Here is a 25,416-nt window from a genome sequence, read left to right on the forward strand (position 1 = left end):
GAATGACCGTGGTGTCGCTCAATATACGTTTATGTACTTTTTCGCTCAGGGCGTCCGGGTCGCGGGGAGTGTGGCATGACACAAAGCGTCACGGAGCTGGGCCTCCCCACCCCGAAGGAACGCCGACGCCTGCGCGAAGCGGCCGACCTGACGCACGAAGAGGTCGCGGCGGCAGTGGGTGTCACCCCGAACACGGTCCGGTCCTGGGAGACCGGCCGCACCCACCCCCGGGGCCGCAAGCTGGAGGCCTACTCCAAGCTCCTGACCCGCCTGTCCGCGGACGAATCCGCCGAGTCCGCCGACTCCGCCCCCTCGGGCCCCACCGCGCGGACCGACGGCTCGGCCTCCCCGGACTGCCCGGCCGCGGGGTCCGCCGCAGCGCGCCGGGACCGGGCGGACGGGCCCGACGGCGGCTCTTCCACCGGCTCCGCGCGGGACCGGGGCGCGTCGGCCGGGGCGGCGGCGGCCGCCTCCGCCGGCACGCCCACCCGGCCCGCCCGGGCCAACGACGCCGCGACACCGCGGGCGGACGCACCGGAGGCCGGCGCATCGCGTGCCAGCACACCGCAGGCCGGCGCGGCCGCCTTCGGCGCGGCCGCCGCAACCGGCCCCGCCCGGGCGGACACGGACGCGGCGTCAGCCCAGGAGACCGCGCCCTGGAGCCCGCTCGACAGCGACACGGAGCACGCCGGGGCGGCAACCGGCGCCGCTGCCGCGGACGCAGACGGGGCGTCAGCCTCCGAAGCCCCAGAGGCCCCCGAGAGCCGCTTCGGGCTGCGCATGATGCGCGGACTCACCCGGCCCGCCGGGACGCAGACCCGGCCCAAGGCCGCCGTCAAGCGCGCCGCGAAGCCCCCCGCCGGGACGCCCCGGCACGAGCCCAAGCCCACGGTCAGGGCCGCAGCCGCCCTGGGCGGCGGCCACGGCGGAGGCGGCTCCGCAGCCCTCCGTCCCGGCAGCCCCCTCCACCCGGGCGCCGGTACGGGAACGGCCCCTGACACCGGCTCAGGCGCCGGAGCGGACTCCGGGCCGGGCTCCGGGAAGGCCGCCGGGGCGGGCACGGGGAACCCCGCCGGACCGGACGCCGAAGCCGCCACCCGGACGAACACCACCGGGGCGGACCCCGCTCCCGACTCCGCGCCGGCCGGCGCGGACACCGGGCGGCCGGCGAACCCCGAGGGAGACACCGCGCGGGCGGGCGGCCCGGCCGTGGAGGCCCGTACCGCCCCCGAGGACACCGCCGAGGGCGCCCCCGGCGAGGACGCCCCGACGCCAACCTCCGCCTTCGACGCCCTCTACGAGCGCACCGCCCCCGCCCTGACCCGCCAGGCCTACCTCCTCACCGGCCGCCACGCCCTCGCTTGTGAGGCCGTGGAGCGCGCCTTCCAGCAGGCGTGGGAGCGCTGGCCCGAGGTCGCCACCGATCCCGATCCGGTCGGGTGGGTGCGCGCGGCGACGTACGAGTACGCGCTCTCCCCCTGGCACCAGTTCCGGCGTTCCCACCGGGACCCCGACGAGCCCCCGGCCGACCCCGCGGACCGCGTCCTGCTGGACGCGATGCTCGGGCTGCCCCCGGCCCACCGCCGCACCGTGCTGCTCTACGACGGCGTCGGGCTGGACCTCCCCGACACCGCCGCCGAGACCGAGGCGTCCACGCCGACCGCCGGCAGCCGCCTGGTCAACGCGCACGCTGACCTCGCCGACCAGCTCCCCGAACTGGACGGCGTGGCGCCCGCCAAGCAGTCCGCGGTACTGCGCGAGCGGCTCGGCACGCTGAGGCCGCCCCTCCCGCTGGAGCCGCGCGCGGCAGCCGTCGTACGGGTGGCCGGCGAGCACCGCACCCGGCTGTGGACGCGGGCGGTGATCGGGGTGACGGCGGTCATCACCGCGGCGACGGCCTACACCTGGGTGACCGCCCCGACCGAGTACGAGCCTCCGCGCGCCCCCGGCGCGAGCGTGTCGGGCGTACCCCCGCACAGCGGCCCGCAGCAGCTCACGGACGAGGGCCGGCAGCTCCACGACAAGCTGCGGTCCGATCCGGCAGCCGGCCCGTCCCGGATCGCGCCGAGCCTCGAATAGCCGTACGGCCGGCGTTCGTCGCGTACGGAAACGGGCGTGGCGCGGAAACGGGCACGGCGCGGAAACGGGCGTGGCCCGCACCCCTCACAGGGTGCGGGCCACGCCCGTCTGCACGTACAGCCGAAACCGGCTGAAGGCGGCTGCTTACTGAGCGGCGTTCAGGATCTCGCGCGCCAGCTTCGCGGTCTCGGTCGGCGTCTTGCCGACCTTGACGCCCGCGGCCTCCAGGGCTTCCTTCTTGGCCTGTGCGGTGCCGGAAGAGCCGGAGACGATCGCGCCGGCGTGACCCATGGTCTTGCCCTCGGGGGCGGTGAAGCCCGCGACGTAGCCGACGACCGGCTTGGTGACGTTCTTCGCGATGAAGTCCGCCGCACGCTCCTCGGCGTCGCCGCCGATCTCGCCGATCATGACGATCAGGTCGGTGTCGGGGTCCGCCTCGAACGCCTCCAGGGCGTCGATGTGCGTGGTGCCGATGACCGGGTCGCCACCGATGCCGACGGCGGAGGAGAAGCCGATGTCACGGAGCTCGTACATCATCTGGTAGGTCAGCGTGCCCGACTTGGACACGAGACCGATGCGGCCGGGCTTGGTGATGTCGCCCGGGATGATGCCGGCGTTGGACTGGCCGGGGGTGATCAGACCCGGGCAGTTCGGGCCGATGATCCGCGTCTTGTTGCCCTTGCTGGAGGCGTACGACCAGAAGGCGGCGGAGTCGTGCACCGCGATGCCCTCGGTGATGACGACGGCCAGCGGGATCTCGGCGTCGATCGCCTCGACGACCGCGGACTTCGCGAACGCCGGCGGGACGAAGAGGACGGAGACGTTGGCGCCCGTCTTCTCCATCGCCTCGGCGACGGAGCCGAAGACCGGGACCTCCGTGCCGTCGAAGTCGACGGTGGTGCCGGCCTTGCGCGGGTTCACGCCGCCGACGATGTTGGTGCCGTCAGCCAGCATCAGCTTGGTGTGCTTCATGCCCGTGGCACCGGTCATGCCCTGGACGATGACCTTGCTGTCCTTGTTGAGGAAGATAGCCATGTGAGTCTGTGACCTCTGCCCTTACTTCGCAGCCGCGAGCTCGGCGGCCTTGTCGGCCGCGCCGTCCATGGTGTCCACGCGCTGAACCAGCGGGTGGTTGGCGTCCGAGAGGATCTTGCGACCCAGCTCGGCGTTGTTGCCGTCGAGACGGACGACCAGCGGCTTGGTGACCGCCTCGCCCTTGTCCTCGAGCAGCTGCAGCGCCTGGACGATGCCGTTGGCGACCTCGTCACACGCGGTGATGCCACCGAAGACGTTGACGAAGACGGACTTGACGTCCGGGTCGCCGAGGATGATCTCGAGACCGTTGGCCATGACGGCGGCGGAGGCGCCACCGCCGATGTCCAGGAAGTTGGCGGGCTTGACGCCGCCGTGGTTCTCGCCGGCGTACGCGACGACGTCGAGGGTGCTCATGACGAGACCCGCGCCGTTGCCGATGATGCCGACCTCGCCGTCGAGCTTCACGTAGTTGAGGTTCTTCGCCTTGGCGGCGGCCTCGAGCGGGTTCGCGGCAGCGTGGTCCACGAACTCCTCGTGGCCCGGCTGGCGGAACTCGGCGTTCTCGTCGAGCGAGACCTTGCCGTCGAGCGCGATGACGTCGCCGTTGGCGACCTTCGCGAGCGGGTTGACCTCGACGAGGAGCGCGTCCTCGGCGATGAAGGTCGCCCACAGGGTCACGAGGACCTCGGCGACCTTCTCGGCGACCTCGGCCGGGAACTGCGCCAGCGCGACGATCTCGCGGGCCTTCTCGATGGTCACGCCCTCGTTGGCGTTCACCGGGACCTTGGCGAGCTTCTCCGGGGTCTCCTCGGCGACCTGCTCGATGTCCATGCCGCCCGCGACCGAGGCCATGGCCAGGAAGGTGCGGTTGGTGCGGTCGAGGAGGTACGAGACGTAGTACTCCTCCAGGATCTCCGGAGCCGTCTCGGCGATCATCACCTTGTGGACCGTGTGGCCCTTGATGTCCATCCCGAGGATGTCCGTCGCCCGGGCGACGGCCTCGTCCGGGGTGGCGGCGAGCTTGACGCCGCCTGCCTTGCCTCGGCCGCCGACCTTCACCTGCGCCTTGACGACCGACTTGCCGCCCAGCCGCTCGGTGGCCGCTCGCGCTGCCTCAGGCGTGTCGATCACTTCACCGGCCAGCACCGGTACACCGTGCTTGGCGAAGAGGTCCCTCGCCTGGTACTCGAACAGGTCCACGCGCGTCCGTCCCTTGTCTTCAAAGATTCGCAGTGATTCGCGGTTGTCTGCTATCTGCGTGGGCGTGCCGCGGAGGGCAACGTGACGGCGCTGTCACAAGGAAGGCGCACACGGTGACCGTGGACGCGGCATGTCCGTCCCGCAGGTTATCCCCGTGGGACGTAGGTCCCTAAATCGCAGATCACACCTGAGCGGTGATACCTGTCACAGATCGCCTCACGGTTGAACTGCATCTTCGTGTGATCTGCCGATGCCCGCCCGCCGCGAGGGCTCCCCTACGGGTCCCCGCGCGGCGGTGCCGGACGGCTCACGGGACGGGCAGGGGCCGCTTCTCCAGCGCCGCGGCCATCACCTCCGGGAACAGGTCGGGGGTGCAGGCGAAGGCCGGGGCGCCGAGTGCGGCGAGGGCGGCGGCGTGGTCCCGGTCGTAGGCGGGCGCGCCCTCGTCGGACAGCGCGAGCAGCGTCACGAACTCCACCCCCGACGCCTTCATCGCCGCGACCCGCTTCAGCATCTCGTCGCGTATGCCGCCCTCATAGAGATCGCTGATGAGGACGACGACGGTGTCGGCGGGGCGGGTGATCTTCGACTGGCAGTAGGCGAGCGCGCGGTTGATGTCGGTGCCCCCGCCGAGCTGGGTCCCGAAGAGCACGTCGACGGGATCGTCGAGCTGGTCGGTCAGGTCCACGACGGCGGTGTCGAAGACGACCAGCCGGGTCGCGATCGAACGCATCGAGGCCAGCACCGCCCCGAAGACGGAGGCGTACACGACGGAGGCCGCCATCGAACCGGACTGGTCGATGCACAGCACGACCTCCTTCTTCACCGCCCGCGCGGCCCGGCCGTACCCGATCAGCCGCTCGGGAACGACGGTCCGGTACTCGGGCAGATAGTTCTTCAGGTTCGCCCGGATGGTCCGGTCCCAGTCGATGTCCGCGTGCCGCGGCCGGCTGATCCGCGCGGACCGGTCGAGCGCGCCCGTCAGCGTGGCCCGCGTCCGGCTCGCGAGCCGCTTCTCCAGATCCTGGACCACCTTGCGGACGACGGCGCGCGCGGTCTCCCGGGTGGTCTCGGGCATGGCCTTGTTGAGCGAGAGCAGGGTGCCGACGAGGTGCACGTCCGGCTCCACCGCCTCCAGCATCTCGGGCTCCAGCAGCAGGGCGGACAGCCCGAGCCGCTGGATCGCGTCCCGCTGCATGACCTGCACCACGGAGGTGGGGAAGTACGTCCGGATGTCCCCGAGCCAGCGCGCCACGTTGGGCGCGGACCCCCCGAGCCCGGCCGACCGCTCGCCGGCCCGCTTGCGTCCCCCGCTGCCGTCACTCCCGTACAGGGCCCCCAACGCGGCATCCATCCCCGCGTCCGCCCCGCTCAGCGCCACCCCGGTCCCCTCCCCCTCTCCCCCACCGAGCACCATCCGCCACCGCCGCAACCGCTCCCCACCACTCACGTCCACACCGGCCACCTGTCCCACCCCTCACTCCCGAAGCCATCCGAAGCACCACCGACCACCACCACCCGCCCCGCCCGACCGGCGCCGCTCCCCGGCACGAAGTCCCCGCTGCGACCCCTACCGCCACGCGGGGGAAGCCCCGCTGCGCCCGTTGCCGCTGCGCGGGGCAAAGTCCCCTACCCGCCCTTCCACCGTTCCCCGGGCGCTGCCCGGAGCCGGAAAGACCCTGGGGCTCCGCCCCAGGCCCCGGTCCTCAAACGCCGGACGGCTGAGATGACCGACGCCGGCCCAAATCCAGCCCCTCCGGCGTTTGAGGAGCGGGGGTCCGGGGGCTGGCCCCCGGCAACGGCGCCGCACGCGGCAACGGGTCCGGGCGGAGCCCGGGGAACGGTGGAAGGGCGGGTCGGGGACTCCGCCCCGCGCAGCGGCCACCGCAACCCGCCCGCGCCGGGCCCGCGCCGGCCCCGGCCACCGCACCCCCGGCCCCGCCAGGGGCCCCCTCACCCCCGCGCCCCGGCCAGCAGCAGCTGGACCAGCTCCACCACCGCGTCGGCCCGGACAGGGTCCAGCTCCGGACCGAAGCCGGCCGGCGCCGCCCCGGATCCCCGCACGGAGCCGCCCGCCCCGCCCGGCCCCCGCCGCACCAACTCCCCCAGACTCCGCCGAACCCCCGACTCGTACCCGCCGAAGGTCCTCCGCAGCAGCGGCAGTACATCCACGAACGCCCGCTCCGGCACCGACACCAGCCAGCCGTCGATCAGCGCCAGCAGCCGCTCGTCGTGCACCAGCAGCGTCCCGCCGCCGGAGCCCCCGCCCGCGAACCCCTCGATCCAGCCCGCCGCGTCGGCCGGCGCGCACGCCGGGGACAGCGAGAGCCCCATCAGCCGCGCGGTCTCCTCGGGGGACAGCCGCCCGTCGTCGAGCAGCAGCCGCGCCGCCCGCCCGCGTATCAGCCCGGGGACGGTGTCCCGCCCGGCCAGCGTCCGCAGCACCGCCGCCCAGCGCTCCCGCAGGCCGTCCGTGTCCAGCGCCTCCAGCAGCCCGATCGCACCGTGTACGCCGTCCACGTGCCCCCGCAGCTCCTGGGCCGCGTCGGCGTCCAGCCCGGCCGCACAGGCGGGCGGCAGCGCCACGCATATCCGCTCCGCGAGCCCGGCCGCCACCGTCCCCAGTGCCGTCGCGTCGGTGCCGCGTACGTCCCCGTACCGCAGCGAACGGGCCAGCGCGGGCAGCGCCTTGGCCAGGCCCGCCACATCGGTGTCCAGCGCGGCCCGGTCGGCGAGGGCCCGCAGTACGGCGGGCAGTGCCCCGGAGAGCCCGGCCAGCAGGCACCGCTCCGCCAGGGCGGTGACCTCGCCCAGCTCCCCGGCGCCCGCCGCGTCGGCCTCGGCCCTGGCGGTGGCCGCCCCCAGGACGGTGGTCCCCCAGATGCCGGCTTCGGCCACCCGCACCGCGAGCTCCGGCTCCCAGCGCAGGCGCCAGGTCTCGCGGAAGGTGCCCGTGCTCCCGCGGGAGGCCGACGGAACACCCCAGTCGATGCCGAGCAGCCGCAGCCGGTGCAGCAGCAGGGACTTGGCCGCGTCGGTGTCCTTGCGCAGGTCGAGCTCCAGCTCCCGGTCCTGCGCCTCGGGCTTGAGCCGCAGCGAGCGCTGCTGCCGGGTGAGGTCGCGCTGGAGCGGTACGACGGGCGCCGCGTCGGGGACTTCACCGAGCACGTCCCCGACGACGAGCCGGTCCTCGATCAGCGCGAGCGGTATGTCGGAGCCGTCGCACATCACCGCCCGGACCGCTTCCAGGGTCTCGGTCAGCCCCGGCACCGGCCGGCCCCGCATCGCGGCCAGGGTGTCGGCGAGCCGGACGGCCTCGATGACGTGGGCCGGGGACACCTGCCGGTCCTCCTCGCGCAGCAGGCCCGCGACCTTGGTCAGCCAGCGCTCGACGGGCCGGTCCCGGGCCGCGAAGAGGTGCGCGTACCAGCCGGGCGAGGTGATGCCCGCGCCGTACCCTCCGGCCCGGGCGAGGCGCCGGTGGGTCCAGGGCACCCAGGTGGTCTCCACCTTGACCTTGGGCAGCCCGGCCAGGAGCGCCTTGTCCGCGGCCGCGGTGGTCTTCGCCCGCAGGGCCGGGACGTGCCAGGCCCCGCAGACGACGGCGTAGTCGTCTGCGAACTCCCGGCGCGCCGCCCGCATCCGCTGCCGCATGTACGCCTCGCGCACCAGGTCCCGGTGGTGGCCGCCCGCCCCGTACTCCTCGCGCAGGGCGCCCATGGCCTCCCCGAGCGCCTCGAACACGCCCAGCGGGTCGGCGGCCGGTCCGGCCCCGCCGCGGTGCTCGACCACGTCCTCCCACCACCGCTCGGGGTCCTCGTACCCGGCGGTCTCGGCCAGCACGGCCAGCGGGTCCAGCCGTACGGATCCGGGCGCCGCTCCGTCCGCCTCGCCCTCCTGGTCCCCCGCCCCCTCCCCCACGGCCAGCGAGTGCGCGGCCGGCAGGTCGATGAACCGGACCGGCACCTCCCGCTCCTGCGCCCACCGGATGGCGGCCCATTCCGGGGAGAAGCCGGCCAGCGGCCAGAACGCGGCCCGCCCCGGATCGTCGGCCGCGTGGGCGAGCAGGGCGACGGGCGGCCGCATCCCGGGGTCCGCGGCGAGCGGGAGCAGGGCGTCCCCCTCCGGCGGCCCCTCGATCAGCACCGCCGCCGGCCGCGCCGCGTCCAGGGCCGCGCGCACCGCACGGGCCGAGCCGGGACCGTGGTGCCGTACGCCGAGCAGCAGCGGGCCGGTGGCGCCCTTGCCGGCCGTCCCCGGGCTCATGCCGTCACCTCCCGGCAGGCCCGGTAGAAGTCCTTCCAGCCGTCGCGCTCGCGGACCACGGCCTCCAGGTACTCCTGCCAGACGACCTGGTCGGCTGCCGGGTCCCGGACGACGGCCCCGAGGATCCCCGCGGCCACGTCGGAGGGGCGCAGGACGCCGTCCCCGAAGTGCGCGGCAAGGGCGAGGCCACCCGTGACCACCGAGATGGCCTCGGCGGTGGACAGGGTGCCGCTGGGCGACTTGATCTTCGTACGCCCGTCGTCGGTGACTCCGCCGCGCAGCTCGCGGAAGACGGTGACGACGCGGCGGATCTCCTCCAGGCCCTCCGGGGCGGCGGGCAGGTCCAGGGCGCGGCCCATCTGGTCGACGCGGCGGGCGACGATGTCGACCTCGGCGTCGGCGGTGGCGGGCAGCGGCAGGACGACGGTGTTGAAGCGCCTGCGCAGCGCGCTGGAGAGCTCGTTGACCCCGCGGTCGCGGTCGTTGGCGGTGGCGATGAGGTTGAAGCCGCGCACGGCCTGCACCTCCTGGCCGAGCTCCGGTATCGGGAGCGTCTTCTCGGACAGGACGGTGATGAGGGTGTCCTGGACGTCGGCGGGGATCCGGGTGAGCTCCTCGACGCGGGCGGTCATGCCCTCGGCCATGGCCCGCATGACCGGGCTCGGTACGAGCGCTTCGCGGCTCGGGCCGTCGGCGAGGAGGCGGGCGTAGTTCCAGCCGTAGCGGATGGCCTCCTCCGGGGTGCCGGCGGTGCCCTGGACGAGGAGGGTGGAGTCTCCGCTGACGGCGGCGGCGAGGTGCTCGGACACCCAGGTCTTGGCGGTGCCGGGCACGCCGAGGAGCAGCAGCGCGCGGTCGGTGGCGAGGGTGGTGACGGCGACTTCGACGATCCGGCGCGGGCCGACGTACTTGGGTGTGATGACGGTGCCGTCATCGAGCGTGCCGCCCTGCAGGTACGTCGCCACGGCCCACGGGGAGAGTTTCCAGCGGGCCGGGCGGGGCCTGTCGTCGGCGGCCGCCAGGGCTTTCAGTTCGTGTGCGAAGGCGTCTTCGGCGTGCGGTCGCAGCGCCTCTGCGGTGGTCTCGTTCCCGGTCGTGGCCATGGTCCCCCTCCAATGCTCCGCAGCCGCTCGACGACTGCTGGAACCACGATGCACCCGACCACTGACAACGACCCCCGGGAGATGCGTCGTTGCAGGTCAGGGCGATTGTCAGTGGGGGTCTCTACGGTGGAACACATGACTGAGCAGGGGGTCCGCTGGACAGCGGAACAGGTACTGGCTCTGGCTCCTGACGATGCCTCACGCAAGGCGGGGGCCAGACTCGGCGGGGCGGGGCCGTGGTCACAGACCGGAGGTTCCGCTTCCGGTGCGGTGTGGGGGTTGTGCAAGGGCAGCGGCAGCAAGCCGTACCGGACGGTCGTCGACCTGTCCGGGCCGGCGTACAAGTGCTCTTGCCCGAGCCGGAAGTTCCCGTGCAAGCACGCGCTGGGCCTGCTGCTGCTCTGGGCCGCGGAGGGGCTCGACGCCCCGGCCGGCACCTCGGCCGCGGCTCCGGACTGGGCGGGCGAGTGGCTCGCGGAGCGGGCGGCGAAGGCCGCGCGCCCCGCCGCCGAGCGCTCCGGCCGGGCAGTGCCGGCCGACGCCGAAGGGGCGCGCAAGCGGGCCGAGCGGCGGGCGGCCCGGATCGGCACGGGCGTCACCGAGCTGGAACAGCGGCTCGCGGACCTGGTGCGCGGCGGCCTCGCCGGTCAGGAACAGGCGGGCTATGCGGCCTGGGAGGAGACCGCCGCCCGGATGGTCGACGCCCAGGCACCAGGACTGGCGGCGCGGGTGCGGGAGTTGGGGACGATACCCAGTTGCGGCACCGGCTGGCCCGCCCGGATGCTGGAGGAGGCCGCGCTGCTGCACCTGCTGGACCGGGCCTGGCTCGGCGTTTCCGCACTGCCGGATCCGCTGGCCGCGACGGTCCGCAGCCGTCTGGGACTGCAGCCCCAGACGGACGGCGAGGCCGTACGGGACCACTGGCTCGTGCTGGCCCAGTACGACACGGCGTCACCGGACGGCCGTCTCACCACCCGCCGGATATGGCTGCGCGGGCTGGCGAGCGGGCGGCCGGCCCTGGTCCTGGACTTCGGCCCGCCCGGGCGACCGCCGGGGCTGGCCTTGCCCGTCGGGCTGGTGCTGGAGGCGGAAGCCCGCTTCCGGCCCGGCTCCGCGGGGCTGCGCGCGGATCTCGGGGAGAGCTTCGCGCCGGCCGCGCCGTGCCGGACCGTACCGACCGGCGTGAGCACGGGCGCGGCACTGGAGGCGTACGGCGCGGCACTGCGCGAGGACCCCTGGCTGGAGTCCTGGCCGGTGGTGCTCGGGCCGGTGGTTCCGATACCGGGGGGACAACAGGGAGGACGACAGGGAGAGCAACAGGGCGCGACGGCATGGCAATTGGCGGACGCGGAGGGGACGTCCGCCCTGCCCGTGCCCCTGACCGGGGCCGGGAGCCGGCCCGCGGCCGGGCTGTGGCAGCTGGCCGCACTTTCGGGGGGCGGCCCGCTGACGGTGTTCGGCGAATGCGGACACCGCGGATTCACCCCGCTGACGGCCTGGCAGCCGGACTCCTCGGAGCCGGTGGCGCTGGGCTGAGCGGGCGCAGGGGGAAAGCGGCGGCGCGGGGGCGCCGACGTATTCGAAACGAGTGAGCCGGGGGGCTTTCGTGGACGACAACCACGCCAGTTGAGGCCGTAGGTACGGCCGTGTGCGGCACAGGGAAACACACCGAGCTGCTCCGGTCCCGCGGAGGGGGCGGGACCGGAGCACGACACCCGCACACGGCACACGAGGGAAAGAGGGAGGGCAACCGGTGACCACGACCAGAACGACGGCCGGCACGACGGCCGCGGCGACGGACACGGCCTACGAGGACGAGACCTGGGACGAGCTGGTGGGAGCCGCACTGCTGGGCACCGAGCGTCGCCGGGGCAGTCCCGAGGCCCTGCTCGGGGCCGCGGCCGTGCAGACGGTACGGCGCCGGGCCGGGCTGAGACCCGCCGAGGCGGGTCCGCGGCCCGAGCCCGCTCCGCGCGACCCGCGTCCGGAACCACCGGAGCCGGCCCGGCGGCGGCTCGCGCAGCTCCTGGCGGGCCGTGCCGGTGCGGGCAGCGGCAGCGGGCGGCGGGGGGCCGCCCCGGACCTGACGGAGCTGCTGCCGCAGTGGCTGGCCGCCGCCGGGCAGCACGGGTACCGGGCGCCGGCCTCGCTCGTGCCCGCACTGCTGGACGTCGCGCGGGCCCGCAGCGACCTCCGGCCGCAGGCGCTGGCCCTGGCCGGGACGCGCGGCCTGTGGCTCGCCCGGCTCAATCCGGACTGGAGGTTCGCACTGCGCGGGGGATCCGGAGGCGCCGGCGAACTGCCCGACCCCCACGACGCGGTGGGGGTGGAACGGCTGTGGCAGGAAGGACTGTTCGCGGAGCGGGTCGCGCTGCTCGGCCTCGTACGGGCCCACGAGGCGGCCGCCGGGCCGCGGCTGCTGGAGACCACGTGGAACACCGAGCGGGCCGAGGACCGGTTGATGTTCCTCGACTCCTTGCGGGTGGGGCTGTCGGCGGATGACGAGCCGTTCCTGGAGGCGGCACTGGGCGACCGCAGCCGCAACGTCCGGGCTACCGCCGCCGAGCTGCTGTCCGCACTGCCGACCTCGGCGCTGGCCGGGCGGATGGCGCAGCGGGCACTGGCCTGCGTCGGCCCGGAAGGGGTGACGCCACCGACCGACTGCGATGCGGGGATGCTGCGCGACGGCGTGGTCAAGCGGCCGCCGGCCGGGCGCGGGGAGCGGGCCTGGTGGCTGGGGCAGTTGGTGGAGTCCGCGCCGCTGTCGTGCTGGCGGGACCGGTTCGGGGGCCTCGGCCCGGCGGAAATCGTGGCGCTGCCGGTGGCCGAGGGCTGGGCGGAGGAACTGCACGCCGCCTGGTGCCGGGCCGCGGTGCGGCAGGGCGACGCCGCGTGGTCCCATGCCCTGCTCGGCTCGGCGTCCGCACCACCCGCGGCGGGCCCGGCGACGGCGTCGCTGGCGGAGCGGGCGAAGCTCCTGTCGACCCTCGGGGAAGAAGAACGGGCGGCGTGGGTAGCCGAGTTCATACGAGCACACGGCCTATCGGAGGCGTTCCAACTGCTCGGGGTGTGCGTGGTGCCGTGGGCGGGGGCGCTGGGGCGGGCTGTGATCGAGGCACTGGACTCCGCGCGGGAGGCGGGCGGCTACCCGTGGAGCTTCAGCGGGGTGATGGGACTGGCGGAGCGGTGCCTTGATCCTGCGGAGGCGGGGCGGCTCGATGCGTTGGCGGCGGAGCCGGTGGAGGAGGGGGGCGCGGCGGCGTACTGGTCGGAAGCCTTCCAACGCCTGGTCGCCACCCTGCGACTGCGCTCGGCCCTCCACACGGAACTAACCCCACCAACCTAACCGCCGCCCCATCCCGGGCGCCTGCCCCGTCCCGGGTGGGTGCCCTGCGGGGCGAAGTCCCCTACCCGCCCTTCCACCGTTCCCAGGGCCGGCCCTGACCCGGTCCTCAAACGCCGGACGGGCTGAAAGAAAAGGGCCCCGGGCTGCGCCCGGCCCCCTGGGGCTCCGCCCCAGACCCCGCGCCTCAAACGCCGGCGAGGCTGAATTCGGCGGCCCGGGTCGGGGACGGGGGCGGGGTGGGGTGTCGGCCTGGACGTAGAGCGTGATTTGTGGCGCAGGTAGAGCCCGCACCCTGTCGGAGTAGAGCAGGGGGCGCCTAAATCATGCAGTCCAGGCCGACACCCCACCCCGCCCCCGGCACCGGCCCCCATCCGCAGCCGGGCCGGACCCAGGCAAACCCCAGCCCCGCCGGCGCTTGAGGCGCAGGGGCCCGGGGACCGGTCCCCGGCAACGGCGCCGCACGGCAGCAGCGCTACACCGGCTGGCGAACGTGCGCGCGGACCCAGTCCACGATCGCCGTGGTAGTCGCGCCCGGAGTAAAGATCTCGGCCACACCCTTCTCCTTCAGCGGAGCAATGTCCGCCTCCGGGATGATGCCGCCACCGAACACCTTGATGTCCTCCGCATCGCGCTCCGCGAGGAGCTCCAGCACGCGCGCGAACAGCGTGTTGTGCGCGCCCGACAGGATCGACAGACCGATCGCGTCGGCGTCCTCCTGGATCGCCGTGTCGACGATCTGTTCGGGGGTCTGGTGGAGGCCCGTGTAGATGACCTCCATGCCCGCGTCCCGCAGGGCCCGCGCGATCACCTTGGCGCCTCGGTCGTGGCCGTCGAGGCCCGGCTTGGCCACCACCACACGGATCGGACCGGTCACACCCATCGCACTGCCTCCCGAGTGAACGAACGTTAAGTACAGCATCGCGCACACCCCCGTTTCGCGGTCAACCACGAGGGGGAAATCACACGTGGGATGGCGTACCACCGCTCCGCGCCGACAGCCGCACGGCACGGGGCGGTCGGACGCCCCGGTCCCAAGACGCTAGGGGGGCCGTCATGGGGCTGACCATGTCCGGGGCCGCGCTGCGGGCGGGCGTACTGGAAGTCATCGTGCTCGGCGGGCACATCCTGCTGTATCCCACCGGGGTACTGCCGGACCGACCCGCCGCCGCCACCCACGAGCGCCCGCCGGTGCTACTGCTCCACGGGTTCACCGACAACCGTTCCGTCTTCGTCCTGCTGCGCCGCGCCCTCGGGGCCGGCGGCCGACGGCAGGTGGAGGCGTACAACTACTCCCCCTTCACCCGCGACCTGCGCTCCACCGCCCGGCATCTCGCCCGGCGCGTCGAGGAGCTGTGCGAGCGCACGGGGCAGGACCGGGTGGACCTGGTGGGGCACAGCCTCGGCGGGCTGGTCGGGCGGTACTACGTCCAGCGCCTCGGCGGCGACGCCCGCGTCCGCACGCTCGTCACGCTCGGCACCCCGCATTCCGGCACCCGCGTGGCGCCCTTCATGGACGCGCACCCCTTGGTCCGGCAGATGCGCCCGGGTTCCGAGGTGCTCGCCGAACTGCGCGCGCCCGCGCCCGGCTGCCGCACCCGATGCGTTGCGTTCTGGAGCGAGTTCGACGAGCTGATGGACCCGACCGAGACGGCCCGCATCGAGCACCCGGACCTGCTCGTGGAAAACGTGCAGGTCACCGGTATCGGGCATCTCGCCCTGCCCGCGCACCCCACCGTCATCGCGGCGGTCCGGCGCTCGCTCGACGGCCCTAGGCCGATAGCCCTCCGGCACCCCGGCGCCGCATCCGTAGCCTGACCACCCACCCCACTCCGGCCTCGGCTCCGACCTCGACTCCCGCTTCGACCATGGGAGCGAAATCCGACCCCCCACTCGAACACGTTTCGAACTCAAGGCCAAGGGTCGGTCTTCGGGCGACCGAAAGGAAGCCGAATGCCCGGTTCCGCCGAGCACAAAAGCCTCCGAAGATTGTCGTTGCGTGTAACCGCCGGGTACAGTCACGCCACTGCTCTCCTCCGAGGACCCCACATTCCTCGGCCACCCAGGCCCCCCGCTGCCGAGGCGAAAGAGAAGTTGGTGAACGACCGCCCCTTGTCGGGCCAGTACCCCGATTTCGGGTATGACGGCCTTTCCACCACCACTTTCGCTGGCGATTCGGCCTATGCGCCCTATGAATCGCAGGGTCAGGGCTACAACTACGGCGCCACCTACGGTTCTTACGACACCGGTTCGTACGACACCACGGCTTGGGCCGCCCCCCAGAACGGCTACGCGCAGCCGTCCGTCGACGGATACACCCACTACGACGGCTACCTCTCGACCGTGCCCACCCAGGCCGGCGTCTCCCTGGACTACCAGTCCGCCCCCTTCGGCTACGAGACCCCCGCCGAACAGACCGGCCACTGGTCGGTCCCGGGCTACGGGACCGAGACCGGCGCCTACGACGCCACCGCCTGGAACACGGCCTCCGAGCAGACCTACGGGTACGGCGGTTACGACCAGCAGCAGCAACAAGTCCCGGAGCCGGCGCACGAGCAGGCCCAGGTTCACGAGCAGCAGTACGCCTACGACTACGGCTACGAGGTCTACGCCGCCTCCTCACCCGAGGCCGAAGCCCCCGTCGCCGTCGCGGCCGACGTGACCTACACCGACACCGCCGTCTTCGATTTCATCCCCACCGATGCCGCGGACCTGGATGCGGACGCGGCAGACGGCGCGCTCGCCGCAGTGCACGACCTGCCCACCCAGGCCATGCCCGTCACCCCGGCCGCGCCCGCCGAGCCGCGCCCCTCGCGCCGCGCCGGCTCCAAGCCCGCCTCGAAGCCCGTCGCCAAGGCGAGCACAGCCAAGGCCGGCGGCAGCGGCAACAACCGCCGCCGTACTCCGGCCAAGCGTTCCGCGCTGCTGACCGTGGCCGTTCCCTCGGCCTGCGTGATGGGCGTCGCGGGTGTCGCCGCCGCCTCCGTGGGCGGTCTCACCGGTACGGAGAAGCCGTCCGAGGAGACCACCACGATGGCCGCGCCCGACCCGGCCTCCATCAAGCCGGTCGCGGCGAACAGCAAGCTCGACACGCAGCTCACCGCCCTCAGCGCCGACGCCGGCGACTTCGCGGACCGCGCGAGCCGCACCCAGGAACGCATCGACCTGCGCCTGCGCCAGGACGAGGAGAAGAAGCAGAAGGCGGAGGAGGCGGCGGCCAAGGAAGCGGCCCGCCCCAAGTTCGCGCTCCCCGTCGCACGGCACGGCCTCAGCGCCGGCTTCGGCCAGGCGGGCGTCAACTGGATGTCCGTGCACACAGGCATCGACTTCCCGGTGGGCTACGGGACTTCGGTCATGGCCGCCACCGACGGAACCGTGCGCAGCCAGTTCAACAGCGCCTACGGCAACATGGTGATACTGACCGCGCCCGACGGTACCGAGACCTGGTACTGCCACCTCAGCAGCGCCAAGATCCGGTCCGGCAAGGTCAAGGCCGGCGACGTGATCGCGTACTCCGGTGACACCGGCAACTCCACCGGCCCGCACCTGCACTTCGAAGTGCGGCCGGGCGGCGGTTCTCCGGTCGACCCCCAGGCCTGGCTGCGCGCCAAGGGCCTGAACCCGAACTAGGACCGGGCCCCGGCCGGGGCCCGACGCGGAACGGCCCGCCCCCGAGGGGGCGGGCCGTTCCGCGTCCCGCAGGACCGCTTCGCGTTACGCGCGTCAGAGCTTCTGCACCGGCGCGTACCGCAGCAGGAGCCGCTTCGGCTTCTCGTCCCCGAAGTCGATGGTGGCCTGCGCGTCCGCGCCCGCTCCCCTGACCTCCATGACCGTGCCCAGCCCGAACTGGTCGTGCGTGACCCGGTCCCCGACCACCAGCGCGATGACCGGCTTGTCGGAGGCCCGCCGCGTGGCGAACCCCGACGGGCCCGACTTCGTACGCGACGAGGACAGGAAGGCCTCCGGCGAGGTGCCGAAGGAGGCCTTCGACCCGCCCGAGCCCGAAGCCCCGTACCCGGAGGTCCGCATCGGGCCCGCCGGCTTCTGCGCCGCGCCCGTCCGCTTCCACTGCAGGTACTCGGCCGGGATCTCTTCCAGGAACCGCGACGGCGGGTTGTAGGAGGGGGTGCCCCATGCGCTGCGCATGCTCGACCGGGTCAGGTACAGCCGCTCGCGCGCCCGCGTGATGCCCACGTAGGCGAGGCGGCGCTCCTCCTCCAGCTCCTTGGTCTGGCCCAGCGCGCGCATGTGCGGGAAGACCCCGTCCTCCATGCCGGTCAGGAAGACCACCGGGAACTCGAGGCCCTTGGCGGTGTGCAGGGTCATCAGGGTGATGACCCCGTTGCCGTCGGTGTCCTCGTCCGGGATCTGGTCGGAGTCGGCGACCAGCGCGACCTGCTCCAGGAACTCCGCGAGCGTGCCGGGGCCCACGGGCGGGGCGCCGTTCTCCGCGGCCTCGGCGGCCGCCGCTTCCCTGGCCTGCTCGAATTCGAGTGCCACGGCGGCGAGTTCCTGGAGGTTCTCGATGCGCGTCTCGTCCTGCGGGTCGGTCGAGGCCTGGAGTTCGGCGAGGTAGCCCGTACGCTCCAGGACCGCCTCCAGGACCACCGCAGGGCCGGCGCCCGAGTCGACGATCGTACGGAGCTCCTCCATCAGCACGTTGAAGCGCTTGACGGCGTTGGTCGAGCGGGCGGCCATGCCGAAGGCTTCGTCGACCCGGCGCAGCGCCTGCGGGAAGGTGATCTTCTCGCGCATGGAGAGCGCGTCGATCATCGCCTCGGCGCGCTCGCCGATCCCGCGCTTGGGCACGTTCAGGATCCGGCGGAGCGGGACGTTGTCCTCGGGATTCGACAGGACGCGCAGGTACGCGAGGACGTCGCGGACCTCCTTGCGCTCGTAGAACCGGACGCCGCCGACGACCTTGTAGGGCAGTCCGACGCGGATGAAGATCTCCTCGAACACGCGGGACTGCGCGTTGGTCCGGTAGAAGATCGCGACGTCGCCGGCCTTCGCGTCGCCCGCGTCCGTCAGCCGGTCGATCTCGTCGGCGATGAACTGCGCCTCGTCGTGCTCGGTGTCCGCGACGTAGCCGGTGATGACGGCGCCGTTGCCCGCCTCGGTCCACAGGTTCTTCGCGCGACGGTTCTCGTTGCGCTCGATGACCGCGTTGGCGGCGGACAGGATCGTCTGCGTGGAGCGGTAGTTCTGCTCCAGCAGGATCGTGGTCGCGTCCGCGTAGTCCTCTTCGAACTGGAGGATGTTGCGGATGGTCGCGCCGCGGAAGGCGTAGATCGACTGGTCGGCATCGCCCACGACGCACAGCTCGGCGGGCGGCAGGTCCGGGTAGCCGGTGCCGACCAGCTCGCGCACGAGCGTGTACTGGGCGTGGTTGGTGTCCTGGTACTCGTCGACCAGCACGTGCCGGAAGCGGCGCCGGTAGTGCTCCGCGACGTCCGGGAAGGCCTGGAGCAGGTGGACCGTGGTCATGATGATGTCGTCGAAGTCGAGCGCGTTGGCCTCGCCGAGCCGCCCCTGGTACATCGCGTACGCCTGGGCGAGGGTCTTCTCGAACCCGTCGGCGGCCTGCCCGGCGAAGGCGTCCGCGTCGATGAGCTCGTTCTTCAGGTTCGAGATCTTGGCGCTGAAGGCCTTCGGCGGGAACTTCTTCGGGTCCAGGTCCAGATCGCGGCAGACGAGCGCCATCAGGCGCTTCGAGTCGGACGCGTCGTAGATCGAGAAGGACGAGGTGAAACCGAGCCGCTTGGACTCGCGGCGCAGGATGCGCACGCACGCGCTGTGGAAGGTGGAGACCCACATGGCGTTCGCGCGCGGGCCGACCAGGCCCTCGACGCGCTCCTTCATCTCACCGGCGGCCTTGTTGGTGAAGGTGATCGCCAGGATCTGGCCCGGGTGGACCCCGCGCGCGCCCAGCAGGTGGCCGATGCGGTGCGTCAGCACGCGCGTCTTGCCGGAGCCGGCACCGGCCACGATGAGCAGCGGGGAGCCCGCGTGCACCACGGCGGCGCGCTGCTCCGTGTTCAACCCCTCCAGGAGCGCCGCCGGGTCGATGACGGGCCTGGGGGCTCCGTCCCGGTAGTACGCGTCCCCGCTGATGGGCGCGTCGAACCGGCCCCCGAAGAGATCGTCCGCGCCCGTCTCCGGGGCGGCGTGGTCTTCGGGCGGCGGGGGGACCTCTTCGGAGGGGGAGAGGTCGGCCAGGAAGCTGTCGTCAAAGAGGCTGCTCATCGCCTTCCGAGTTTAGAGGGCGGGACCGACAGCCGGTCCCGCCCCCGGAAAATCGCGGTCCCGCCCCCGAAGAATGCGGCGGCATATGCCCTGCGGACCCCTCCCGCCCCCTTCCGGGGCGCCCCCTCCGCCGCTAGCGTGCTCCGCCAACCGGAAGGAGGTGCCGGCCGTGAACGAGTACGGATTCCCCTCGTCCCACCCTTCCCCCCACCACCGCAAGCCGCGCACCCGAAGACATCCGCACGCCCCCGCCGCGGTCGTCACGACCGCGGCCCTGTCCTCCTTGGGCCTGCTCCTGCCCCACCAGGCCGCGGCGGCTCCGGCGCCCCGCCCCTCGGTGGAGGAGGTACGGACCCGCGTGGACGAGCTGCACCGGCAGGCGGGCACGGCCACCCAGGCCTACGACGCGGCGGCCGGGCGGACCGAGGCGCAGCGGGCCCTGCTGTCGGCGCTCATGGACCAGATCGCCGGCACCACGCAGAAGCTGAACGAGGCCCGGCGGCTGCTCGGCAGCTACGCCGCCGACCGGTACCGCGGCGCCGGCGGCCTCGGCGGGACCGCGACCCTGCTGCTCAGCGACGATCCGCAGGCCTTCTTCACGCAGACGCACCTGCTGAACCGGCTCGGCGGCCGCGAGGACGCGCTGCTCAACCGGTACATCCGGGCCAGGGCGGAGACGGCCGGCCAACGCCGGGAGGCGGCCGTGGTGGTCGGGGAACTGGAGCGGGCGCAGGAGGAGCTGCGCGGGCGCAAGCAGGAGGTGCAGGCCCGGCTCGCGGAGGCGAACACCCTGCTGGCGCGGCTCACCGCGCCGGAGCGGGCCCGGGCCCTGGCCCCCCGGGCCCCGGCCGCCTCGGGACCGCTGCCCTCGGACGCCGCGGCGTCGGCGTCGGGTGCCAGGGCGGTCGCCTTCGCCCGGGCCCAGCTGGGGAAACCGTACGTCTGGGGCGCGACCGGCCCGCGGTCGTACGACTGCTCCGGCCTGACCCAGGCCGCCTGGCGGGCCGCGGGGATCACGCTGCCGCGGACCACTTGGGACCAGGTGAAGGCGGCCCCGCGGATCGCGACCAAGGATCTGCGCCCGGGGGACCTGGTCTTCTTCTACTCGGACATCAGCCACGTCGGGATCTACATCGGCGGCGGCCGCATGATCCACGCCCCGCGGCCGGGGACGTCCGTCCGCGAGGACTCGGTCTACTACCAGCCGATCTACGGGAGCGTCCGGCCGGGGTGAACGCGCCTGCGGCCGCGCAGGCTCCGACCCGTCGGCGGCCACGGATCCGTCCGCCGGCGTCCGCCGGCGTCCGCCGGCCTTCATTGGCACGCCGCCCCCTCGGCGTGTCCGTCACTCAGCGCCACCATGCGGCGGGCCGTCCGGCGTGCCGCTCACCGTCCGTATCAGAGGAGTTGGCGGAGCGCCCGCCAACTCACTCTCTCCGTTGGTCCGTTCGTGCTGTTCGATTCGCAGGTTCCACCAACCGGGCCTAGCGTCTAGCACATCGAGGAGCATTTCCTGCCTTTTGCGGACAAATTGTTCGCGGCTGCGCCTCGGGGACCCGGAGGATTCACCATGCGCTCCATACGTGTCGCGTCCGTAGCCCTGCTGTCCACCGCGGCCTTCGCGATCGCCGCGCCGATCGCCTCGGCCAACGACGGCGGGACCACGCCCAACGTCACGTCGTTCGGATTCACCGTCTCCCCTTCCACCGTCGCCCCGGGCGGCACCGTCACGCTGAACGCCACCGGGTGCCAGGAACCGCTGGTGAAGGTCTCCTCCGGCATCTTCGACGCGGTCGAGCTCAACGAGGGCAAGCCCGCCACCGCCAAGGTGGACCCGGACGCCAAGCCGGGTGCCCAGTACGAGGTCACCTTCGACTGCAAGGGCGAGAAGGGCACGACCACCCTCACGGTCGCGGGCCACTCGACCGGTACCGGCACCGGTACGACCACTCCTTCCAAGGGCGTCAAGGCCGGCCTCGGCGGCGGCGCCGCCGGGCTGAACGGCACCGAGATCGCGGCCGGTTCCGCGCTGCTGGCCGGTGCGCTCGGCGGTGGCGTGTTCCTGATGCGCCGCCGGGCGGGCGACAACGCCTGACCGCCCTCCCCCTGACCGCCGGGCCCGTCCGACCCGCCCCTGGCGACCGGACGGGCCCGGTCCAGTACCGGCGGCCCCACGAGAACCCCAAGACCACGGAAGGAGCGCGCATCATGCCCCGCCCCCAGGAGCGTACGAAGCCTCGCGGCGGCTGGGGCGTCGTTGCCGTGGTCGCCCTCAGCGGCGCGTTTCTCCTCACCAACGGACTCGAACTGAACGGCGGTCCGCCGCAGCCCGCGCAGGCCGCCACGCTGGTCAGCGACCCGGCCCACGACGAGGCCGCCCGCCGCCTCCCGCCGGCCCCGCGGCCGCTGAAGCCCTCCCCGCCGACCCGGATCCGGATTCCGGCCGTACAGGTCGACGCCCCCGTCACCCGGGTCGGACTCGACCCCGAGGGATGGGTCGACGCCCCGCCGCCGGAGGACCGGAACCTGGCCGGCTGGTACGAGGGCTCCCCCGCCCCGGGCACGCAGGGCACGACGGTGATCGACGGCCATGTGGACAACAAGCAGGGTCCGGCCGTCTTCTACACGCTCGGCTCGCTGGGGCGGGGGCAGCACATCGAGGTGGACCGACAGGACGGCCGTACCGCCGTGTTCACGGTGTACGGCAACGAGGTCGTCGGCAAGAACGCCTTCCCGGCGGCGCGGGTCTACGGCCCCAAGGGCGCCCCTGAACTCCGTGTGATCACCTGCGGCGGGGGCTTCTCGAAGAAGGGGGGCTACGACGGCAACGTGGTCGTCTTCGCCCGCCTGACGGAGATCCGCGGATAACGGAAGGTCATCGGCAGACCCCCGACCAGACAGGTCCGGTCGCGTCCGGCCACTTTCGATCATCTCGTCATCTTCCCGTTACCTTCGGGTCTAGCGTCCCTCCTCCAAGCACCGATGGAGGAAGGACGTGAGGCCCTCGTGGCCAGTCATCGAAAGCCCAGGCAGCGCCCGCTCACCGGCGGCACGGCACGGAGCTCCGTACGCACCACCGCCGCCACCCTCGCCCTCGCGGGCGCTGCCACCGCCACCGCGTTCGAAGGCACGTCCCACGCCGATCCGCAGCCGACGCCCTCGCAGGTCAAGGCGGAGATGGACCGGCTCTACGAGGAGGCCGAGGCCGCGTCGGACCGGTACAACGGGGCGAAGGAGAAGGCCGACGAGGCGCAGCGCGCGCTCGACGGTCTGCGGGACGAGACCGCACGCAAGACCGACCGGCTCAACACGGCCCGCAGCGCGCTCGGTTCGCTGGCCGCGACGCAGTACCGCAGCGGCACGCTGGGCACCGCCGTACGGCTGGCGATGTCCGACGATCCGCAGGAGTACCTGGACCGGGCCGCCCTCATCACCCGCGCCGGGAACCGCAACGCGGCCGACATCTCCGCCGTGCGGCGGGGGCTCGACGAGGTCGGCAAGCTCAGGGACCGGGCCACCGGGCGCCTCGCCGACCTGCGGGTCCGCCAGCGCGAACTCGCCGCCCACAAGGCCGAGATCGAGGAGAAGCTGACCGCGGCGCAGCGGCTGCTGGCCAAGCTGACGGCCGAGGAGCGGGCGGCCTACGAGGCCCGCTCGGCCGGCCCCGCCCCGAGCGGCCCCGCCACCCGGACTCCGCCGCCCTCCGACGGCTCCCGCGCGGCCCGCGCGGTGGCGTTCGCGTACGGGGCGATCGGCAAGCCGTACGTGTGGGGAGCGACGGGACCGGGCTCGTACGACTGCTCCGGCCTGACCCAGGCGGCCTGGCGGGCGGCCGGGGTGTCGCTGCCGCGCACCACCTACACGCAGATCAACGCGGGACAGCGGGTCTCCCGCGATGCGCTGGCCCCCGGCGACCTGGTGTTCTTCTACTCCGGCGTCACGCACGTCGGCATGTACATCGGCAACGGCCAGATGATCCACGCCCCGCGCCCCGGCTCCACGGTCCGCCTCGCGCCGATCGATTCGATGCCCTGGGCCGGAGCCTCCCGGCCCGCCTGAGGGGGGCCGGGACGGCCGGGGCTCAGATAAGCCGGCGGGCCGTCGCCCAGCGGGTCAGCTCGTGGCGGTTGGAGAGCTGGAGCTTGCGCAGCACCGCCGAGACGTGGGATTCCACCGTCTTGACCGAGATGAACAGCTGCTTGGCGATCTCCTTGTACGCGTACCCGCGCGCGATCAGCCGCAGCACCTCGCGCTCGCGCTGGGTGAGGCGGTCCAGGTCCTCGTCGACCGGCGGGGCGTCCGTCGAGGCGAAGGCGTCGAGCACGAAGCCCGCGAGGCGCGGCGAGAACACCGCGTCCCCGTCCTGGACGCGGAAGACCGAGTCCACCAGGTCGGTGCCGGTGATCGTCTTGGTGACATAGCCGCGGGCACCGCCCCGGATGACCCCGATGACGTCCTCGGCGGCGTCCGACACCGACAGGGCCAGGAACCGCACGGGGTCCTCGACGGCGCCCATCAGCGGGGCGCAGCGGCGCAGTACCTCGACGCCGCCGCCACCGGGCAGGTGCACGTCGAGGAGCACCACTTCGGGTCGGGTGGCGGTGATGACGGTGACGGCCTGGTCCACGTCGGCGGCTTCGCCGACGACCTCGACCCCGGTCCGCTCGGTCTCGCCGATCTCGGCCTGTACCCCGGTGCGGAACATCCGGTGGTCGTCGACGAGCACCACCCGGACCCTCCTGGTCACGCCGCCGGTGCTCGCGCTGTCCTCGGTCATGCTGCCTTCGCCGCCCTCTCCATCTCCAGCTCGACTTCCGTGCCGCCGTCGGGCGCGGACCGCAGTCGGGCGGTCCCGCCGTTGCGCTGCATCCGGCCGATGATCGATTCTCGTACGCCCATCCGGTCGTCCGGTACCGCGTCGATGTCGAAGCCGGGTCCGCGGTCGCGTACGGACACGAACACCGTCTGGCCCTCCACCTCGGCGTACACCTGGACGGGGCCGCCGTCGCCACCGTACTTGGCGGCATTGACCATCGCCTCGCGCGCGGCCTGCATCTGTGCGGCCAGCTTCTCGTCGAGGGGGCAGTCGCCGACGACGACCACCTCGATCTGGACCCCGTGGTGGTCCTCGACCTCGGCGGCGGTCTTCTTCACGGCGTCGGCCAGTGTCGTGGGTTCCTGGCCCTCGTCCTTGCCGGTGCCCTCGGGCTTGTACAGCCAGTTGCGCAGCTCCCGCTCCTGGGCGCGGGCGAGGCGGCGCACCTCGCCGACGTCCTCGGCGTTGCGCTGGATCAGGGTGAGGGTGTGCAGCACGGAGTCGTGGACGTGGGCGGCCACCTCGGCGCGCTCCTGGGCGCGGATGCGCATCAGGCGCTCCTCGGAGAGGTCCTGGGTCATCCGGATCAGCCAGGGGCCGGCGAGGAGGGCTACGCCGACGAGGACGGCGAGGGTGGCGGTCAGTACGTTGCCCAGCTGGGCGGCGGAGCCGCGGACCACGATGAAGACGGTCAGGCCCACGCCGACCAGGGCCACGCCCGCGAGGGCGCGGGCGGCCTGCAGCAGCCGGGCGTACCGGCCGGCGGCGGCGTTCCAGTGGGCGCGGCGGGCGTTGTCGGCCTGGCGCCAGACCAGGACCACGCCGGCGCCGACGAGCAGGGTCGGCCACACGTACCGTCCGGAGCTGCCGCCGACCTGGACCTGGGAGATGAAGATGCCCGCGCCGACGCACAGCGCGATCAGCGCGATGATCTGGCCCCGCTCGGGCTTGCGCAGCCGCCGGGTGCCGTCGGGGAGGATGTCGAAGTAGGAGCGGTGGCCGCTGCGGCCGCCGACGCCGAGCGGTACGAAGACCCAGAACGCGGCATAGAGCAGCACGCCGAGGCCGTCGCCCCACATGAACAGGCCGAGGAAGGTGAGCCGGACCCAGACGACGGGCAGGCCCAGGTGCCCGGCGAGGCCGCGCGCGACTCCGCCGAGCATCCGGCCGTCGGCGCTGCGGTAGAGCTTGCGCTGCGGCGTTTCGTCGGAGTCCGGTGCGTACGGCGGGCGTGGGGCGGCTGCTACGGGCATGTCACCGATGGTCACACGCTCCCGGCGGCCGTGGCATCAGGGCAGCCCCCCAGTTCTCTCGGGGGGATATCAGGG

The 25,416-nt window shown here is 73.3% G+C and carries 18 protein-coding genes; 9 read left to right on the forward strand and 9 right to left on the reverse strand.

Going from position 1 to position 25,416, the window contains the following annotated elements; all coding sequences use genetic code 11:
• The first annotated feature begins 75 nt into the window (after positions 1 to 75).
• Complete coding sequence (locus OG276_RS40810) at positions 76 to 2,079, forward strand: helix-turn-helix domain-containing protein (RefSeq protein ID WP_323182334.1); 2,004 nt, start codon at positions 76 to 78, stop codon at positions 2,077 to 2,079.
• A gap of 144 nt (positions 2,080 to 2,223) precedes the next feature.
• On the opposite strand, the gene sucD is transcribed toward OG276_RS40810, so the two are convergent.
• From sucD to OG276_RS13850, 5 genes are all read right to left on the reverse strand, one after another.
• The gene (gene sucD / locus OG276_RS13830; RefSeq protein ID WP_250744076.1) at positions 2,224 to 3,114 is read right to left on the reverse strand and encodes a succinate--CoA ligase subunit alpha; all 891 of its coding nucleotides are present in this window, start codon (positions 3,112 to 3,114) and stop codon (positions 2,224 to 2,226) included.
• Positions 3,115 to 3,135: 21 nt separating this feature from the next.
• Complete coding sequence (gene sucC / locus OG276_RS13835; protein WP_266905324.1) at positions 3,136 to 4,314, reverse strand: ADP-forming succinate--CoA ligase subunit beta; 1,179 nt, start codon at positions 4,312 to 4,314, stop codon at positions 3,136 to 3,138.
• Positions 4,315 to 4,621: 307 nt separating this feature from the next.
• Positions 4,622 to 5,731, reverse strand: a complete 1,110-nt coding sequence (locus OG276_RS13840) for a VWA domain-containing protein (protein ID WP_266912796.1) — start codon at positions 5,729 to 5,731, stop codon at positions 4,622 to 4,624.
• 536 nt (positions 5,732 to 6,267) lie between these two features.
• The gene (locus OG276_RS13845; RefSeq protein ID WP_266905326.1) at positions 6,268 to 8,580 is read right to left on the reverse strand and encodes a DUF5682 family protein; all 2,313 of its coding nucleotides are present in this window, start codon (positions 8,578 to 8,580) and stop codon (positions 6,268 to 6,270) included.
• Positions 8,577 to 9,683 carry an AAA family ATPase gene (locus tag OG276_RS13850; protein ID WP_266905328.1) on the reverse strand — a complete coding sequence of 369 codons (1,107 nt, stop codon included), beginning with the start codon at positions 9,681 to 9,683 and terminating at the stop codon, positions 8,577 to 8,579. The genes OG276_RS13845 and OG276_RS13850 overlap by 4 nt, the downstream gene beginning before the upstream one ends.
• Positions 9,684 to 9,818: 135 nt before the next feature.
• Here OG276_RS13850 and OG276_RS13855 point away from each other — a divergent pair, with 135 nt between their 5' ends.
• Positions 9,819 to 11,219 (forward strand): SWIM zinc finger family protein, encoded by a 1,401-nt coding sequence (locus OG276_RS13855; RefSeq protein WP_266905330.1) that lies wholly within the window; start codon positions 9,819 to 9,821, stop codon positions 11,217 to 11,219.
• 298 nt (positions 11,220 to 11,517) lie between these two features.
• A complete protein-coding gene (locus tag OG276_RS13860) occupies positions 11,518 to 13,029 on the forward strand; it encodes a DUF5691 domain-containing protein (RefSeq protein WP_266912798.1) in 1,512 nt (503 codons plus the stop codon).
• Positions 13,030 to 13,501: 472 nt separating this feature from the next.
• On the opposite strand, the gene OG276_RS13865 is transcribed toward OG276_RS13860, so the two are convergent.
• A complete protein-coding gene (locus OG276_RS13865) occupies positions 13,502 to 13,909 on the reverse strand; it encodes a cobalamin B12-binding domain-containing protein (RefSeq protein WP_266905332.1) in 408 nt (135 codons plus the stop codon).
• A gap of 173 nt (positions 13,910 to 14,082) precedes the next feature.
• Between OG276_RS13865 and OG276_RS13870 the strand changes: the two genes are divergently transcribed.
• Both OG276_RS13870 and OG276_RS13875 read left to right on the forward strand, forming a co-directional pair.
• Positions 14,083 to 14,844: a triacylglycerol lipase gene (locus OG276_RS13870; RefSeq protein ID WP_266905334.1), complete on the forward strand. Its 762-nt coding sequence runs from the start codon at positions 14,083 to 14,085 to the stop codon at positions 14,842 to 14,844.
• Between the two features lie 135 nt (positions 14,845 to 14,979).
• Positions 14,980 to 16,656: a M23 family metallopeptidase gene (locus OG276_RS13875; protein WP_266905336.1), complete on the forward strand. Its 1,677-nt coding sequence runs from the start codon at positions 14,980 to 14,982 to the stop codon at positions 16,654 to 16,656.
• Positions 16,657 to 16,749: 93 nt separating this feature from the next.
• Here the strand turns inward: OG276_RS13875 and pcrA are convergent, their stop codons facing one another.
• On the reverse strand, positions 16,750 to 19,272 hold the full coding sequence (gene pcrA / locus OG276_RS13880; RefSeq protein WP_266905338.1) for a DNA helicase PcrA: 2,523 nt from the start codon (positions 19,270 to 19,272) through the stop codon (positions 16,750 to 16,752).
• 169 nt (positions 19,273 to 19,441) lie between these two features.
• On the opposite strand from pcrA, the gene OG276_RS13885 reads away from it, so the two are divergent.
• The 4 genes from OG276_RS13885 (at position 19,442) to OG276_RS13900 (ending at position 23,331) form a co-directional block, all read left to right on the forward strand.
• A complete protein-coding gene (locus OG276_RS13885) occupies positions 19,442 to 20,506 on the forward strand; it encodes an NlpC/P60 family protein (RefSeq protein WP_266905340.1) in 1,065 nt (354 codons plus the stop codon).
• 336 nt (positions 20,507 to 20,842) lie between these two features.
• Positions 20,843 to 21,367 (forward strand): hypothetical protein, encoded by a 525-nt coding sequence (locus OG276_RS13890; protein ID WP_266905342.1) that lies wholly within the window; start codon positions 20,843 to 20,845, stop codon positions 21,365 to 21,367.
• Positions 21,368 to 21,480: 113 nt separating this feature from the next.
• Positions 21,481 to 22,140 (forward strand): class F sortase, encoded by a 660-nt coding sequence (locus OG276_RS13895; RefSeq protein WP_266905344.1) that lies wholly within the window; start codon positions 21,481 to 21,483, stop codon positions 22,138 to 22,140.
• 138 nt (positions 22,141 to 22,278) lie between these two features.
• A complete protein-coding gene (locus tag OG276_RS13900) occupies positions 22,279 to 23,331 on the forward strand; it encodes an NlpC/P60 family protein (protein WP_266905346.1) in 1,053 nt (350 codons plus the stop codon).
• 22 nt (positions 23,332 to 23,353) lie between these two features.
• On the opposite strand, the gene OG276_RS13905 is transcribed toward OG276_RS13900, so the two are convergent.
• Together OG276_RS13905 and OG276_RS13910 are read right to left on the reverse strand one after the other, a co-directional pair.
• The gene (locus OG276_RS13905) at positions 23,354 to 24,049 is read right to left on the reverse strand and encodes a response regulator transcription factor (RefSeq protein ID WP_243333471.1); all 696 of its coding nucleotides are present in this window, start codon (positions 24,047 to 24,049) and stop codon (positions 23,354 to 23,356) included.
• Positions 24,046 to 25,341: an ATP-binding protein gene (locus OG276_RS13910; RefSeq protein WP_266905348.1), complete on the reverse strand. Its 1,296-nt coding sequence runs from the start codon at positions 25,339 to 25,341 to the stop codon at positions 24,046 to 24,048. The genes OG276_RS13905 and OG276_RS13910 overlap by 4 nt, the downstream gene beginning before the upstream one ends.
• Positions 25,342 to 25,416 lie beyond the last annotated feature (75 nt).

It is taken from the genome of Streptomyces sp. NBC_00086, assembly GCF_026343255.1.
In the GTDB taxonomy this organism is placed as follows: domain Bacteria; phylum Actinomycetota; class Actinomycetes; order Streptomycetales; family Streptomycetaceae; genus Streptomyces.